The following is an 18,243-nucleotide window of genomic DNA, read 5'->3' as shown; positions in this document are numbered from 1 at the left end:
ACTTTATAAAACAATGGAAAGAACATATATATATAAAACGTTATTGCTATTAATGGCAATCTTTACTGTCATGGGTTGTGACGATAATAAATTTCTGGAAGAAGATCCTGAAACATTTTACACAATCGATAATGTATTTACTACCTCCGAACAGGTAGATCAAGTACTTACTACTTGCTATATCAAAGTACATAATATATATTGTCCTTACAATAACTTTGGAGAATTGAATTTGTGGTCGTATGGAATGGGTAACGGAACAGATGTGCTGGATGTACCGACTATACGTTATTCTTACCGGTTTAATGATTACAGTATAATTAATTCAGAATATGGGGTATTCAAAGATACATATGCCGCATTTTATTATCTGATTAATGCTGCCAATACCGCCATTTATGCCACAAATTTAGAGCATATAATGTGGAATTCGGAATCCGACAAAGCTTATATCATTGCTCAGGCCCGATTCTTTAGAGCTTTTGCTTACAGAAATTTAGGAGAACTATTTGGTGGAGTTCCGTTGGTAACAGAAATAACTTCTACTCCTAAATATGATTATAAACGTTCGACACGTATGGAGACCTATCAATATGCTATCGATGAAATGGAGGATATCATAAACGATTTGCCTGTTACGACAGTGGAAGCCGGGCGTTTGGTAAGGGCGGCTGTTCAGCATAATCTTTGCCAATTGTACATTGATAAGGGAGTGTTGCTGGAAGCGGAAGGCGGTGATGCTGCCAGTGCATATAATAAGGCTATTTCGTATGCCAATGATGTTATAGATTCCGGTACTTACAGTCTTATGACAGAGCGTTTCGGTGCACGTAAAAATGAAGGTCCGGAGTTCTATTATGCAACTTCGGCTGTAGAACAGACTGCTGACCGGACTTATTCATCAGCAGGTTATCCTATAGAAGGAAATGTTTATTGGGATCTTTTCCAGGTAGGAAATCAGGATTATCAGGATGGGAACACTGAAGCTATATGGTGTGCTCAATCAGATTATGAGGTGTATAAGTCCGACGGAAGTTTGGCATGTTTGGATTATCCTGCTATTTATGGACCTGTTTTCAGAGATCAGGGAGGAGCGCATATCGGTGGTCAGATGGAAGACGTCGGGGGTTTTGGTTGTAGCCAGGTAACTCCTACTCCTTATTCTCGTGATGGTGTTTATGAAGGAAAATGGGGTGAAGATATACGTAATTCGGAGGCTGTTTTACGCCGTGTCTTTTTGGGAAATATAAAAACATCCGAATACTATGGAAAACAGATTCCATGGGATGTTCTTTATAAAAAAGATCAAAATGGTAAATATGACGATGGTGCTTACACCTTGATATATCCGATATCATGTAAAATAGGTCCTGATTTTTATACATTGGCGGCTGATGGTAGGGTATTGCGCAGCATTTTCCGTGATGATTATCTGATACGTTTACCCGAAACCATTTTATTGCGTGCCGAGGCTAAATTGAGAGTCGGAGACAAGTCTGGTGCCGCATCTGACATAAACATGTTACGTTCACGGGCAAAATGTAGTTATCTGGTGACTGCTAATGATGTTAGTCTTGATTTGATCCTTGACGAGAGAACCCGTGAGTTGATGTATGAAGAGAGTCGTTGGAATACTCTGCTTCGCATGGGAGGTACAGTTGCTGCCGATCGTATAAAAAAATATTCATATTGGGACTATCCGAGATTAACATTGACAAAACCCTTTAATCTTTGGCCTATTCCTCAAACGGTTATTGATACGAATAAAGATGTAGTTCTGGAACAAAATCCCGGTTGGTAATAATCTTGTCGTCATTTAAAGACAAGAATAAATTAGTAAAGAGGTTTCCCATGGTCAAAAGGGAAGCCTCTTTATATGACCAGATGTTTATGATTACGAATAAAATACAAAATAATAATTTATTTATGAGGAAGATAGTCGTTCTTCAAATAGTTACTTTTTACCTTTTTTCCTGTCTGGTAACTTATGCTCAGTCACAAAAATATAAGGGATATCCGAAAAAAGATACGGATATCTTTTCTGAATTTGCCAACCCTCCGAAGGGATATGGAAACGTTCCTTTTTATTGGTGGAATGGTGATAGTTTGAATAAGGAAAGAATGAAAGAACAGCTTGACATTTTATCTGCATCTGCGACAGATGGTTTTGCTGTAAGTTATATACACATGGACCCAGAAGTGGATGTCGGGGAAATGAAAGACGGATATGGGCTTTCCGGAAAAACAGAAGCAGGAAAGCCTAAGGTGTTCTCCGGAGATTGGTGGAATTTCTGGAATTGGTTTGCCAAAGAATGTTCCCGGAAAAACATCGGTTTAGGTATGGATGATTATACCATAGGATGGATTGGCAATGGATATTATACGGATGAGTTGTTGAAAGAAGAAAAATTTCAGAATTATCAAGGTGACTTGGAGATTGTGTCTGATTCTGTTCGGGGAGGGACCACTTTTATTCATGACATTCCGGAAAGATTGGTCGGTGCTGTTGCCTGGCCGGGGAAAATAGATCTGACAGAATATATATCAGGCGGAAAACTTTTGTGGAGAGCTCCGGAAGGGAAAGACTATAAAATATATATTCTTTCAACGAAAAAAAGTCATTTGTTGCATCCGGATATCGGGAAAGAATATGTGAACGTGTATTTCGATCGTTTTGAAAAGAATATGGGAGATGCAGCTTCGGGGGGCATGAACTATTTTTTTCAGGATGAATTGTCTTATCCTATTAAAATAGGGTCCTGGTCGGAGGACTTTAAGGAAGAATTTGAAAAAAGGAAAGGGTATGATATCACACTTTATCTTCCTGCTTTGAAAGAAAGTATCGGAGATATAACGCCAAAGATACGTTTGGATTATTGTGATGTATTAATGGATTTAGCGGAAGAACGCTTTTTTCAGCCCATTTATAATTGGCATGCTTCACGCGGTTTGATTTATGGAAGCGATAATTTTGGACGTGGAATGGAACCATTGGCATATATTGATTATTTCAGGGCTAATTCTTGGTACACAGCTCCGGGGAATGATGCTCCATCGACCGGCTCTAGTTTTTTGCAAACGAAAGTATCCAGTTCAATAGCTCATTTATATGAACGTCCGCGAACATGGCTTGAGGCTTTTCATAGTATGGGATGGGGAAGTACGGGCTCATGGCTGACCAAACAAATGGACCATCATTTTATGGCAGGTGGAAATTTAGTCTGTATGCATGGATTATATTATTCCACACATGGTGGTTGGTGGGAATGGGCTCCGCCTTGTTTTCATTTTAGAATGCCTTATTGGCCGCATATGAAACAATGGCTTCAATATACAGAGAGATTGAGTTTTCTGATGAGTCAAGGTACTCATGTCTGTGATATAGCCTTGATGTATCCTACGGAATCGATGCAGGCCTATCCGGATGCTAACACAAAGATTGCGTTTGAACAGGCGATGAAACTTAGTAATTCCGGTTTGGATTATGATTTTATGGATTACAGGTCCTTGCAAAAATCAAAAGTAGAGAACGGCTGTTTGAATATCTCGGGAGAAAAGTATCGTATATTGATTTTGGCAGATATGAAAGCGATGCATTATTCTTCTTTATTAAAAATACGGGACTTTTATCGTTCGGGAGGGATAATAATAGCAACAGGCGAGTTACCGAAGGCCAGTACCTGTATGGGAGAAAACGATTCGAAAGCGGATGCAATTATCCGGGAAGTATTCGGTGCGACATCCCTGGAAGTTTCTCAAGGGAAAAAAGTAAAGAAACAGGTTCATGATTCGGGGGGAATAGGATTGTATGTGTCGGAGGATAAGGTGTCGGAGCAGATAAAATCTTTGATTGTTCCGGATTTTATATCAGGAACCGGAGAAGGGAAGGTTTTACATAGATATGTGGGAGAACGTGATGTCTATATGGTTATGGACGTGCCTGAAGGTACAGAATGTTTTTTCAGAGCTACGGGTAAAGTTGAACTTTGGAATGCTTCTGACGGAACAATCTCCGATTATCCGGTTGTTCGCCAAACAAAAGAAGGAACATGGCTCCGATTGGATAAAGAGCCGGATAATTCGTATTTGTTTGTCTTTTCAAAAGGAACACCTATTGTAATGCCTGAAGGCAAAAAGGAATCGAAGTTGATATACCGATCCTTAATTACAGGTTTGTGGGAGACGGAATTATTGCCGACATTAGATAATAAATGGGGAGATTATCGTTTTCCGGCTTCGGATGTTATCGGTGCTGAGGCGCGTTCTTTTAAACATCGACCGGCTGCTCTTTCTCCTCAAAACTGGATGTCGACAGATTTCGATGATTCGGAATGGCCTGAAAGTGTGTATGGGTTTGGACCTCAATTTGTCACAGAATGTACGTCCACGGATATCCCGTTGGATAATGTGTTACAAGGAAATGAATCGTCAGGAGAGATGTTGGAGTTTTCATGGCAGTATGGTGTTTTTGACAATCCGGGATCACAAGGATGGCATGGTTTGAAAGGTAAAGTCAGCGATGGCTTTTTCATTTTGGACCAGGGAGCGCATCAAATATACAAAAGTAAAGTCTATGTCCCTGTAACAGGTTCATATAGGATCGAAATTGATGGTGTTCAACCTGATTTTCTTTTGATCGACCAGAAGCCTGCGAATGAAAATATCTGGTTGGAAGAAGGATGGCATCCATGTACTGTAGCATATGCAAATACAGAGAAAGGTAAATTCAAGTTTCAGAAAGGTACGTATCGGGATTTTAGAAAGAGAAGTTCCGTTGTATTTTTCCCTGCATCATCCGTTACCCCGGCAAAGCCGTCTTCATACGACAAAATAATTTCTACACGCTGGGCTTTAGGAGATCATTTGTTGTATGATCCTTACGGAGGAGAGAATCTTACTTGGAATTATCGTTTTAATTCTGTTCCGGGAATGCAGGAAATGGACATGATGATAGCCGGAAGCGATTTGAAAGTATGGTTTAATGGGAAAGCAATAGAAAAAGGGAATATCCGATTTCTATCCGAAGATTCATCGGGGATGAGAAAGTATCGTATTATCTTTCCTGAAACCCGGAAGAAAGTTGGCCTGGTCGCTTTTTCGATCAAACGAAAACCCGGTTATCAGGGGACTGGTGTGATTTGTGAACCCGTTAAAATAAAAACAGGGAAAGGGCTTTTGGATGCCGGTAATTGGTCGGAGACCGGAGCCTTGAAATATTATTCAGGTGGAATGTATTACAGAAAGCAGATAACAATACCAAAAGCCGAAGCATCCGGTAAAGTCATTCTGGACCTGGGCAATGTAAATGCTTCCTGTGAGGTAAAAGTTAATGGTAAAGAGGTGGGCATACTGATGAGACCGCCATACAAAGTAGAGATAGGCAAGTATGTTAAACAAGGTGATAACCAATTGGAAGTCTTGGTTTATAGTACATTGTCGAATCATTATCAGACGATTCCGACTCCGTATAGGGGAGATGGGGTTGCCGGACTTTTAGGCCCTGTCTCGTTGAGTATATGTGAATAATCAGAGAACTTGTTATTATTGTAAAAGCAATAATAATCCACACAATAAGCAGCTATTTGCTATTTTTTATAGTGATAGCTGCTTTTATATTTGTGTTTGAAATGAAGACACATAATTGAACAGTATATCCCTTAGCGGAGCACAATTTATTTACAAATGAAGAAGATTTTAATACTATCCCTGTCCGTATTGAGTACACTTTTATTTTCTGCTTGTACGGATCAAGCTAATCAGCCGGAAAGTCAGGCAGAAACTATCATAGGAAAACACACTATCCGCTTTACGGAACCTCCTAAACGTATACCCGCGCCCCATTCGGTCGATGCACCTTTGTTGGGGAATGGTTTTACCGGGGTTGCCTTGTCGGGAACACCGGAGTCGCAGGTCTTTTATGTCGCCAGGAATGATTTCTGGAGACTGAAGTCTGCTTTGGACGAATCATTTCCTCTTGTCCTGGGTAAGATAGAACTGGATATCCCTCAATTGAAAGATGCCTCCTATCTGGTGGAACAACAGCTATATGATGCCGTATCGACCGCCCGCTTTACCAAAGGGGATATTTCCGTTTCCTATAAAGCCTTTGTTCCTGCCACGGAAGATATGTTGATTGTGGATTTGAATATGGAAGGGAATGGTTCTGTGGAAGGTACTGCCGGCATATCTTTCTTGGGAAAAGAAGAACAGATTGATAATCCGCCTCGTGAGCGGATATTCCCCGATGTCAGGGAGCATGAGACGAGACCGAATGGTATCGAGTATCTGTCCCGTGCCTTCGTAGACTCTGTCGATATACCGACTAAAGGTGCTATGGCGTTACGGGTGATCGGATCAACGGATGGCAAATTCACCCTGGAACCGGGAAAAAAGGTCCGTTTGGTGTGTGCCTTCTCCAGCAATTTCAAGAGTGACGATTGTGTGGCTACCGTCATAAAAAAAGTAGAAGATTTTACTCTGGCACGACAGGCTGAGATAGAGAAAAGCCATAAAGAATGGTGGCGGAATTATTGGGAAAAATCGTATGTCAGCATACCGGACAGTGTAATTGAAAAACAATATTATCTATCTCTTTATGGTATGGGCTCCTGTAGCCGGGATATTGATTTTCCACCCTCTATTTTTGGTACTTGGATCACGAAGGAACGTCCTTACTGGAATGGGGATTATCATCTGAACTATAACCATATGGCCCCTTATTATGCGCTTTACTCGGCAAACAGGATTGAGCAGGCTGATCCCTATATTTCCTCTATGCTAGCACAGATAGAGAGAGGTAACTATTACTCGGAGAAAGTCACCGGTATTCCGGGAGGCATTTTGCTACCTGTAGGTGCGGGACCATTAGGTGTTGAGACGACCCGCAGGACTCCGTTCATGGATACCTATTATTATGACTGGATTAAAAGCGGAAATATAGAAGACGAAGGTATGTTCTGGGGACAAAAAAGCAACTCCGCCTATGCTGTCGTTAATATGTCTATGCAGTTTTATCATACCTGGGATGAAGCCTATACTCGGAAAGTGTATCCTTTTGTAAAAGGGGTTGCCACCTTTTGGGAGAATTACCTGACACGTGAAGGTGACCGCTATGTCATTTATAATGATGCGATCCATGAAGGTACGGTCGGGACGATGAATCCTATTCTTTCATTGGGACTGGTGCGGATGGTGATGCAGACCGTTTCTGACATGAGCGCTCTTTTGGGAGTCGATGAAGAAAAGAGAACGCAGTGGCAGTTTATCAAAGAACATCTTCCCGATTATCCGCTGCAGGAGCGAAACGGTAAGACAGTCTTCCGGTATACGGAAAAAGGTTGCGACTGGTGGGACGGAAACACACTGGGAATCCAGCATATTTATCCGGCAGGCCAGATCGGTCTGAACAGTGATCCCAGGTTACTGGAGGTCGCTTATAACACAGTCGATGAAATGCAACGTTGGCTGGATTCTAATGGAAGTAACAGTTTTTTCCCGGCAGCCGTGCGGATCGGTTATAAGCCGGATAGCATCCTGGCTCATTTGAACACTTATTCAAAACACACTTACCCGAATGGATTCCAAGCAGGTAACCCGCATGGCATCGAAAACTGGAGCACGGTACCTAATACGATCAACGAAATGTTCTGTATGGGACACCAGGATATTATCCGTGTCTTTCCTGTATGGCCTCGCGATAAGGATGCGTCGTTCCATCAGATCCGGGTGGATGGTGCCTTCTTGGTTTCCAGCGAACTGAAAGGCGGAGCAGTCACATCTTTGACTCTTGTCAGCGAGAAAGGTCGCGATTTAACTTTGCAGAATCCGTGGAAAGGTAAGAAAGTCGAGATTACAGACCCGGTTGCCGGTAAGAGAACCGTGGACGGTGATTTTATAAAAATGAAGACAGAGGCAGGTCAGACGTATCGGTTTGCTATGGGGAAATAAAGGTTTGCAATAATAAACCACTTAATAAGCAGCTATTTTTTATAGTAATAGCTGCTTTTATATTTGTATGGTAACGCCACCATTTTCCAGTCCGTTACCTCGCTTATGCAAAACAATGTTAAATAACTGTACTCGAATCACGGAAACTATAACGGTATAGTATCCTTAATATAGATTCGGTAATAATGCAATGTATCATTTATAGAAAAAATACCACGAATGCACAAAATTGAGCAGTTATCAGACCAACAGTTAATGAAAGAGATTATGTCTGATAACTTTAAAGCTTTTACAGAGCTTTACAATAGATATAAACATACTCTCTTTCAGTTTGTCATCCGGCTTTCGCACGGCGATTATTCGATGGCAGAGGAAGTTGTGCAGGAGACATTTATCATTATCTGGGAGAACCGGAAGAAGATTGTGGTTGAATTTTCATTTCAGGGTTATCTGAAAAAGGTATCTCGTAACCTGTTTCTGAAAGAAACGGCAAAACGTATTCAGGAACAGTTGATGATCTCACAGATTGAGAATGTCAGGGAAGCCGAGAATTGTGTGGAGGATGAAGTCGAGTTGAACCTGTTGCTGGAGGAAGTGGAGCGTATCATCTCCATGTTGCCACCCGCCAGGCAAAAAGTCTATCGCTTGAAACACATCGAGCATCTTTCGCAAAAGGAGATAGCCAGCCTGTTGGGTATTTCGGAAAACACGGTGGAGAGTCATCTGAAACAGTCGACAAAGTTCCTTTCCCAGATGTTGAGAGCGAACAGGGGTGACTTGCTGAATGGCATAGCTTTATTACTTTATCCTATTTTTTCATTCTTATTTTAAAGGAATAACTATGAGCAGACAAATTGAATTATTAGATAAATTCTACGATAATAAAGCTACTGAAAGTGAAAAACGTCAGTTAGCCGGACTGTTGAATGACCCGGACAGGTGGACGGATGATTTTGATAAAATATGGGATCATTCCTTCGGTCATATGCCTGATTCGACAGACGAGCGGATTTTTAAGGCTATCACTGCAACGGCTAACCCAACAAAGATAAATATCAGAAAGTTTTTTATGCGTATGGCTACTTGCGCGGCTGTTTTCGGTGCCGTCGCCATATCGTTATTCTATTGGAACGAAAACCGATTGTTAACCAAATATAACGATATGACCGTAGAAGTAGGTCACGGACAAAAGTCGGATATTTCCTTGCCGGACGGCACAATAGTCCATCTGAATGCCGATTCCAAACTGCGTTATGGCAGTCATTTTAACGGGAAACAGCGTCAGGTCGAACTGACCGGCGAAGCCTATTTTGATGTAGCAAAAGATGCCCAATCTCCTTTCATCGTAAAAGCCGGCGATATCCAGGTACGTGCTTTGGGGACTTCATTTAATGTCCATGCTTATCCTGATGATGAAAATATCACGACTTATCTGGCAGAAGGTTCGGTTATAGTTTCATCGCCGGAACAGTCCCTTCATTTAAGTCCGGGGGAAGTGGCTGTCTATTCGTTGGCAGATACCCGGATGACAAAGAAACAAGAGGAGGATGACCGGTTGTTTATCGCCTGGATGAATAATGAAATGGTATTCAACGATGAGCCGATCCTGAATATTATCAAACTGCTGGAGCGTAATTATAATGTGAAGTTTGAGATTAAAAGCGATAAGCTGAATAGCATTACTTTCACCGGTACACTGAAAAATGCCAGCTTGCAATCAACGTTATATGCTTTGCAATTTACCTCTTCTGTCTCTTATAAGAAAAAAGAGGACGTGATAGAACTCTATAGTGATTAACCCTTTAAATATTATCGATATGACCTAGAAAAAACACATGTACGCAAAAAGGGAAAGTGCTTGCAACACCTTCCCCTTCATTAGTCAATCAAGAGAGTTGAAAATTCGCAAGTAATCACTCTCTGGTAATTAACCATTTAATACTACACAAAAGTATGAATAAAAAATCAGAAACTATTTCTTCCTTTATTCAAAAAAGAAAGATTATGAGAAAAGTAGGGGCTATATGTTTGTCTGCCTTTCTCACAACTTCAGTATTTGCACAGGTAACTGTCAACGTAAAGCAACAAACGATCAAGCAGGCGTTACGTACTATTGAGAAAGCTACAGATTACCGATTCTTTTATAGTAATCAACTTCCAGATTTGGATAAGAAGGTAACTTTCGAGGTGAATAACCAATCAATAGAAGCAACAATGAGCAAGTTGTTGAGCGGTACAGGTTTGGTTTACGAAAAGAAAGAAGATAATCAGATTTATTTGGGGATAAAAGAAAGTAAAAGTGGGCAGAAAGAAAATAAGAAAATTACAGGAACGATTGTTGATGACAATGGTGAACCGGTAATTGGTGCAAATGTATCTATTAAAGGGTCAACGGTTGGTACGATTACTGACATTGACGGAAATTTCAGCTTGGATGCAATGTCTGGGGCGACATTGCTCATATCCTATATAGGATATGAAACTCAGGAAATCACGGTCAGTAATCAGTCTGTGTATAACATAAAATTGTCTGAAGATACACAAGCGTTGGATGAAGTTGTAGTGGTTGGTTATGGTACTCAAAAGAAGATAAACCTGACTGGTGCCGTGGCAACAGTAACTCCGGAAGACATCCAAAGTCGGCCGATAACCAATGTGACACAGGCCTTGCAAGGTGTCACTCCAGGTTTGAATATTACGTCATCATCTAAATTTGGAGGTGAAGTCGGTAGTCCCATGGATATGAATATCCGTGGTGTAGGTTCTTTGACAGAAGGGTCGGGTAAACCTTATGTATTGGTGGATGGTGTACCTATGGAACTGGATTTGGTCAATCCGAACGATATTGAAAATATCTCTATCTTGAAGGATGCTTCTTCGGCTGCAATTTATGGAGCAAGAGCTGCCTATGGTGTTATCCTGGTTACTACCAAATCTGGCTCGAAGGACGAGAAGTTCACTATCTCTTATAATGCAAACTTTGGCTGGAAGACACCTACCATGTTGCAAAAGACCGTTAATTCGTTGGATTTCGTCACGGCTATGAACGATGCTTGCGACAATGCCGGGGTGACGCACCTGTACACAGACGAAATGGTCGAACTGGTAAAGAAGAATATCGCCAGTGGTAATAGGATGGATGGTGTTATACCGGATCGTTCCAACCCTACGCAATGGGGACAGAATGGTGATACGTATGCCAATACGGATTGGACGGATGTTTATTTCAAAAATTGGGCATTTCAAAACAGCCATGACGTATCTATTACAGGTAGAACCGGTAAATCGTCTTACTATGCCGGTTTGGGTTATATGAAACAGGAGGGGCAGTTGAATTTCTTCGATGAAAACTATCGTAGATATAATGTGACGGTAAATAATAGTACTAAGCTTACTCCTTGGTTGACTTTTAAGTTGAACTCCAAGTTTGCACGAAGCGACCGTGACCTGCCTGTGGGTTATAGCGGATACGACCGTACCGTAAATTATCACATGATAGCAAGAGCTTATCCGACATTACCGGTTAGAAATCCGAATGGCGGTTTTATGGAGTCTAACAGTGTAGTTCAGATTTTGCAGGAAGGTGGTTCGGAAAAACAAGAGACTACTACAGCTTACATCACGCCCAGTTTCGAAATAAATGTGCTTGATGGATTGAAAGTGAATGGAGACTTTACCTATAATTATGTGGGATATAACCGTGATACCCATTTTGCCAAAGTGTATGTACAGGATGTAAAACCGACTGAGTCTCATTATCACCATGCGAATAACTTCAACCAAATAGAAGAGGAGCAACGGACGGATACGTACACTACCGGTAACTTGTATGCTAACTATCAAAAGGCGTTCGGCAAGCATTCTTTGGATGCTTTGGTCGGTGGACAGCTTGAATACTTCAAGCGAAAAGGTTTGAAAGGTTCTAAACGCGACCTGATTACTGATAATGTCCCGTCTATTGGTACGGCTACCGGATTGACTAATTTGAGTGACGAGATCTCTGAATGGTCTACTGTTGGTTCCTTCGTCCGCTTGAACTACTCGTTCGACGATCGTTATATGTTTTCCTTCAATGGTCGTTATGATGGCTCATCCCGTTTCCGTGAAGGCAAACGGTTTGGTTTCTTCCCCTCTTTCTCTGCTGCCTACAATATGCATCGTGAGAAATATTGGGAACCTATCGCACCGATTGTAAACACATTCAAACTTAGGGCTTCATATGGTACGCTGGGTAATCAGGAAGTACCTAACTATTTGTTCTATGAAACTATTCCTATCAAGACGAATTTAGAATATATCATCAATGGGGCTCGTCCTATCTATACGCAAACACCGGATTTGGTTAGCTGGGACTTGACTTGGGAAGAGTCTCGCACCTTGAATATTGGTGCAGATATGTCTTTCTTGGATAACCGTTTGAGCGCAACTGTTGAATGGTATTCACGTGAGACAGTCAATATGTTTGGTCCGAGTGAAGCACTTCCGGCTGTGCTGGGTAAGGAGGCTCCTAAGAAAAACAATGCTTCATTGCGAACAAATGGATTTGAACTTACCTTGAATTGGAAACACCGTGTGAACAAGGATTTCAGCTACTCTATCACCGGTACGTTGGCTGATGCCCAAACAGAGGTAACTAAGTATAACAATCCGACCGGGATTATCTCGGATAAAACCTATTTTAAAGGACAAAAACTGGGTGATATCTGGGGATATGTAACCGATGGATTCTTTACTAGTGAAGAGGATGTCAAGAAGTCACCGGATCAATCGGCTATCCACGCTAAATGGAATCCCGGAGATATGAAATACATAGATTTGAATAAGGATGGTAAGATTGACTGGGGTGACAATACGATAAATAACCCCGGCGACAAAAAAGTCTTGGGTAACAATACACCGCGTTTCTTGTATGGTTTGATGTTTGCCGGTCAATATAAAGATTTCGATTTCAGTGTATTCTTTCAAGGTGTTGGTAAGCGCGATGTGTTTATCGGTTCTACTACTTATTTCGGTTTTCAGGGTAATAAGTATTTTGATAACGTTCATGAGCATAATATGGATTATTGGCGCGAAGATAATAAAGACGCATTTTTTGCTCGTCCTTATTCAACCGGCGAAGTGAGCAAGAACCAGCAGGTACAGTCTCGTTTTATCCAAAACGGTGCTTATTTGCGTTTGAAAAACTTACAACTGGGTTATACGTTGCCAAGCGAATTGTTGCAAGGAGTAGGTATTGACAAACTTCGTTTCTACTTCTCTGGCGAGAACCTCTTGACCTTCACGAAATTGATGGATGGCGTAGATCCAGAAGGTACTTCCGGAGCATGGGGGGATGCGAAGTCTTATCCGCTCTCATTAGTATGTTCGTTTGGTGTAAATCTTACTTTTTAATTGATTAGGGATATGAAAAAGAAATTATTGATATGTGCCTCTGTTTTAGCTTCTGCATTGGTAAGTTGTGATTCATTTCTCGACAGAGAGCCTTTGGATAAAATTAGTAGCGAAGCCTATTTCAAGACAGCTAAGGATTTGGAACTTTATGTGAATCAGTTTTATACAGTTTTTCCAGCATTTGGCGGTTTCGGTATCGGTTATTTGGCTACTGACGGTAATAGTGACAATATGGTTACTGAAGATTACAATACTCAGTTGGCCGGCTATACGACGGTACCTGGAAATGCTAGTGATGCCGGATGGAATTGGGGAGAGATCCGTTCTATTAACTATATGTTGGGTAATCTGGGACACATGGAGACTGCGTTCGATCAAAACAAGCAATTTATCGGCGAAGCGTACTTCTTCCGTTCTTACTATTATTTCTCTTTATTGAAAAAGTTTGGCGATTTGCCTTGGGTCAATGAGGCATATGATACTGACTCTAAAGAGTTGTTCAACCCGCGTGTTGCTCGTAACGTTATCGTTGATTCTATGTTGGTTGATTTAGACAAGGCTATCGAGTATATTCCGGAAAAAGGCAAGGTTGATGCCGGACGTTTATCTAAAGAGGCTGCTTTGCTGTTTAAATCGCGTGTGGCGTTGTATGAGGCTTCTTGGGAAAAATATCATCAAGGTACCAAGTTTGGTGTGGAAGGATCGGACTATAACGTTTATTACCGTGTGGCTGCTGATGCGGCTAAGCAAGTGATGGATATGGGAACCTATTCTTTGTTTACGACCGGCGATCCGAATACCTCTTACTACAATTTGTTCAATAAAACGGAGTTCCAAGATAATCCGGAAGTCATACTTGCACGTACCTATTCGCTTTTACTGGGATTGACTCATAGAGCGCAGAATTATCTGATCTATAGAGGATCCCGTACTGGTTTGAGCAAGAGCTTGGTAAATGATTATCTTTGTTTGGACGGAAAGCCTGTTGCTGCACATCCGGAACATTCAGATAAGAACTTGACTGACGAAATAAAAGATCGTGATCCCCGTCTGGCACAAACTATTTGGTGTCCGGGTGACTTACGCTATGGAGTTGGTGAAGAACCTTTGTATTTCGAACTTCCTTTTTTGAATTTGACAGGCGAACAGCATTGTACGACTGGTTATCAGTTGAAGAAAGGTTCTGATCCTTATTGTGTGGATACGGAAAATGCAGAGACTGGCGTTATCGTGTTCCGTTATGCAGAGGCTTTGCTGAATTATGCAGAAGCTAAGGCTGAGTTAGGTGAAATCACGCAAGAGGATGTGGATAAAACAATCAATGTCATTCGCCAGCGTGTGGGTGTGGCTGGTCTCCAGTTGAATAATATTGCGAACGACCCGAATTGGCAGTTCCCTGCCCTTTCTCCAATTATTAACGAAGTCCGTCGTGAAAGACGTGTGGAGTTTGCTTGCGAAGGCTATCGTTTGGACGACTTGATGCGTTGGAGAGCACACGAACTGATTGTAAACAAACGTTTGAAGGGATATTATTATAATGCTTCTGATTTTCCGGAGATCGTTGTTGGAGAAGGTGTTTATTTGGATGAAAATGGGTATGTAGATCCTTATCAGGTATCTTTGCCTAACGGATTCCAGTTTAATCCGGAAAGAGATTATTTGTTACCATTGCCTACCACAGAACTGGTATTGAATGGTAAATTAGAGCAAAACCCAGGTTGGAATTAAGTTCTTAGGCTTAGATGCCCTCAGTCCCTAGACCAAGCCCCCTCAGTCTAGGGACTTACTTTGTCTCAGTTTGGCAGGGAGTAATAATCCACTGAAAAGGTATTTATTTGCTATATTATAAAGAAATGGGAGTTTGTATTTTTGTAGCTTTGATAATTATAAGAATAAGATTTTATGAAAAAGCATTGGAACATTATAGGTCTATTGATATTGTCAATATTTCTGTTCTCCTTTAAACCCAAGGAGAAAGATCCTGAAATTATTTATTTGCGGGAAAACCCTACACCGGGAATGCAGTTGGCTGCTACCGAAGTCCAAAAGTATGTTTATCAGCGGACGGGTAAATTGTTGCCGATAAAGAAATTTGGGAAAGGAAAGGCGGTATCTGCCATCATGTTGATATGTGATAGTATGAAGTTGGAACCTGAGGCGTTTAGCCTTTCTGTTGAAAATTCGTCCCTTTATTTGAAAGGTGGGTCGGATGTCGCCCTTTTGTATGCTGCTTACCAATATGCCGAATTGTTGGGCGTACGGTTTACATTACATGGAGATATCATTCCGGACACTCCCTATCAGGGTTCTTTGTTGCAATGTGGTAAAGGGGATTATAAGCCGTTATTTGCATTAAGAGGCTTATTGCCTTTCCATGACTTTCCGGAAGGACCGGATCTGTGGAACGAAGATATGTATAAGTCTTGCATGACACAGATGGTAAAAATGAAAATGAATTTCTTTTCGTTACATACTTATCCGCATGTAGAGCCGAATGTTTGGGTTGGCTTGCCGGAGGATATGGATAAAGAAGGAAATGTAACTTATTCGTATCCTACAACCTTAGCTAATACCAGCCGTCCGGGAGCTTGGGGATATTCGGCTATGGATACACGTGATTATTGCTGCGGAGCTTCTGCTCTATTTAAAGATTCTATATACGCCAGTCCGCTTGTAGAAGGACTTTTGCCATGGCCGAAAGGGCAAGATCAGATGAACGAAGTGTTTAATCGTACCGGAGCTTTATGGGATGATGCATTCTCTTTCGGTAAACAATTGGGTATTCGCTTTTGTGCAGGATTGGAATCACCTTTGTCTATTCCTAAAGAAGTGGCAGAACGTTTGAAAGAAAAGAACATAGCTCCTGGAAGTCGTGAGGCGAAAGAATTATTATATAAAGGTATTTTTTCACGTATACAGAAAAGACATCCATTGGATTATTTCTGGTTGTGGACTCCGGAAGGATGGACTTGGGGGACTCCTTCTAAGGAATCTATACAGAGTACGGTGGAAGATGTTCAGATCGCTCGTTCCGTATTGTCAGAAATGGGGGATCCTTTCGGTTTCGGATTAAGTGGTTGGGTATTAGGACCACCTAATGATACGAAGTTGTTTGACCAATATTTACCAGCCGGTGACTTTATGTCTTCATTGAGCCGTTTGGTAGGGCAGGAGCGTATTGATCTCGGATATAAAGAACTTTCAAATAGCCGTATGAAAATGCCTGTTCTTTGGCTGGAAGACGATCCCGCCTTGACTACTCCGCAATTTTGGGCAGGACGTTTGCGTAGTGATATAGCAGAAAGTTATGCGGCAGGTTGTAGCGGTATAGTAGGTAATTTTTGGCGAACTCGTTCTATCGCTCCCAATATTATAGCAATGGCTGATGCTTGTTGGGAACAGGAGGATTGGAATCCAGATTTTGGAAAGCCGTATCAGTATGTCCCTGTGCCGACGAATGATATTCGGATAGGCGGTGTCGGGACAAACTATTACAGGCATATCAAAGGGACGGAAGACCAGTATCTATATAATACCCAGCGTTACGATTTGGAAGGCTTTAAAGTGAAGGTACCCAACGGAAACTATAAAGTGACTTTCTTGTTCAGTGAAACTATGTTTAACGAACCGGAAAAGCGTGTTTTTCATCTGAAGATACAGGATTCGGAAATATTGCGGAATATAGATGTTTTTAAAGCAGCCGGACGTGATAGTGCTTATACGATTACTTCCGGTATGGTCAAGGTGGATAATTATACGTTGAATATTCAGTTTGAACCGGTGGTTGGTCCTACGTTTTTATCCGGATTTATAATTGAAGGGAAAACGGCAGATGTGAACCAAATCAAAGGTACGCCTTACAGGCGGTGTATAGATGTAGGCGGCGGTTTATATAAAGATTTTGAAGCTGATTTGAGTGAACAAGTAGGAAATAAACAGCAAAAGCCTCGTGATATGTCTGCCACTTCCCTGTATCAGGATTATGCGTGTCATGAATTCGGACCGGAAGTGGGTAATCGGGTGGCTGCCATTTTTGAATCGTTGGATGGAACAGTCGGAAATGAGGGACATTTGGGATTCCGTATGCCTCGTCCGGCAGCTTGGATTACTGGTCCGGGTGTTATTCAACCCAATGAAACGCCTTGGGAGGAAGAAGCGGTTAAATATGCATTTGTCGATTCTTTATATGCCTTACGAGGGCTGATCAAAGGGAAAGGGAATAAAGCCCGTTTTGATTATTGGTTGAATACGTTCTCTTGTTTGCGAACGATGGGTGAATTAGGGTGTATGCGCGGATTGTTGGATAAACAGATGCAAGAGTTGTCTGCCTTGTTGTCAGAGAATGAGAAACGCTCTTTTGTAGAAGATAAAATACTTCCTTTGCGAATAGACCTGTCACGTAAATGGGAACAGATGATCGGTTATTTGATGCAAACTGTATATACATCCGGAGAGTTAGGAACTCTTATCAATTTAGAATCACAAACCCGGAAGACTTACGGATTCCTGACTAAATACGATAAAGAATTGGAAACAGCCTACGGGAAGATATTACCGGCTGAAATAGGTTTGTCTAAAACCTATTCGCAGTCTCCCCGCCTGATTGTTCTCAATGAACGTACGGTTCTTGATAAGGAAGAAGACTATAAGATGGAGGTAGTTGTTTTAGGAATGACTAATTCAGATAAAGTTCCGGTCTTGATGTATCGTGAATTGGGGAAAGGAAAGTTCAAAGCTATAAAAATGGTCTGTGAGAAAGGAAATATCTTTAGTGTACAGATCCCGGATAATACAGGAAAAACGCTCGAGTATTATGTTTCGATGGAGATAGAAGGAAAAGTCTTATCTTACCCTGCATCTGCACCTGAGAAGAATTCAACTTGGGTTAGGCTGTAAGTAAGCAAT

The 18,243-nt window shown here is 41.5% G+C and carries 8 protein-coding genes; all 8 read left to right on the top strand.

The features are described 5' to 3' along the window. Positions 1-13: 13 nt before the first annotated feature. The 8 genes from HMPREF1535_RS03450 to HMPREF1535_RS03415 all read left to right on the top strand — a co-directional run bounded on the left by HMPREF1535_RS03450 (position 14) and on the right by HMPREF1535_RS03415 (position 18,234). On the top strand, positions 14-1,801 hold the full coding sequence (locus HMPREF1535_RS03450) for a RagB/SusD family nutrient uptake outer membrane protein (RefSeq protein WP_244275566.1): 1,788 nt from the start codon (positions 14-16) through the stop codon (positions 1,799-1,801). Between the two features lie 125 nt (positions 1,802-1,926). Then, positions 1,927-5,526: a glycosyl hydrolase gene (locus HMPREF1535_RS03445; RefSeq protein WP_046146386.1), complete on the top strand. Its 3,600-nt coding sequence runs from the start codon at positions 1,927-1,929 to the stop codon at positions 5,524-5,526. 156 nt (positions 5,527-5,682) lie between these two features. Then, complete coding sequence (locus HMPREF1535_RS03440; protein ID WP_046145309.1) at positions 5,683-7,947, top strand: glycosyl hydrolase family 95 catalytic domain-containing protein; 2,265 nt, start codon at positions 5,683-5,685, stop codon at positions 7,945-7,947. 219 nt (positions 7,948-8,166) lie between these two features. Then, a complete protein-coding gene (locus HMPREF1535_RS03435) occupies positions 8,167-8,778 on the top strand; it encodes an RNA polymerase sigma factor (protein ID WP_007654740.1) in 612 nt (203 codons plus the stop codon). A 10-nt stretch (positions 8,779-8,788) separates the two neighbouring features. Continuing rightward, positions 8,789-9,745, top strand: coding sequence for a FecR family protein (locus tag HMPREF1535_RS03430; protein WP_046145308.1), 957 nt, complete (start codon positions 8,789-8,791; stop codon positions 9,743-9,745). A 206-nt stretch (positions 9,746-9,951) separates the two neighbouring features. Continuing rightward, entirely contained in the window at positions 9,952-13,338 is a 3,387-nt protein-coding gene (locus HMPREF1535_RS03425) for a SusC/RagA family TonB-linked outer membrane protein (protein WP_052716640.1), read from the top strand. 12 nt (positions 13,339-13,350) lie between these two features. Continuing rightward, entirely contained in the window at positions 13,351-15,066 is a 1,716-nt protein-coding gene (locus HMPREF1535_RS03420) for a RagB/SusD family nutrient uptake outer membrane protein (RefSeq protein ID WP_082207492.1), read from the top strand. Between the two features lie 174 nt (positions 15,067-15,240). Beyond that, entirely contained in the window at positions 15,241-18,234 is a 2,994-nt protein-coding gene (locus HMPREF1535_RS03415) for a malectin domain-containing carbohydrate-binding protein (RefSeq protein ID WP_046145306.1), read from the top strand. Positions 18,235-18,243 lie beyond the last annotated feature (9 nt).

It is taken from the genome of Parabacteroides goldsteinii DSM 19448 = WAL 12034, assembly GCF_000969835.1.
Lineage (GTDB): Bacteria > Bacteroidota > Bacteroidia > Bacteroidales > Tannerellaceae > Parabacteroides > Parabacteroides goldsteinii.
Note: the sequence above shows the minus strand (reverse complement) of the source record. Positions and strands in the feature narration are given on the sequence as shown.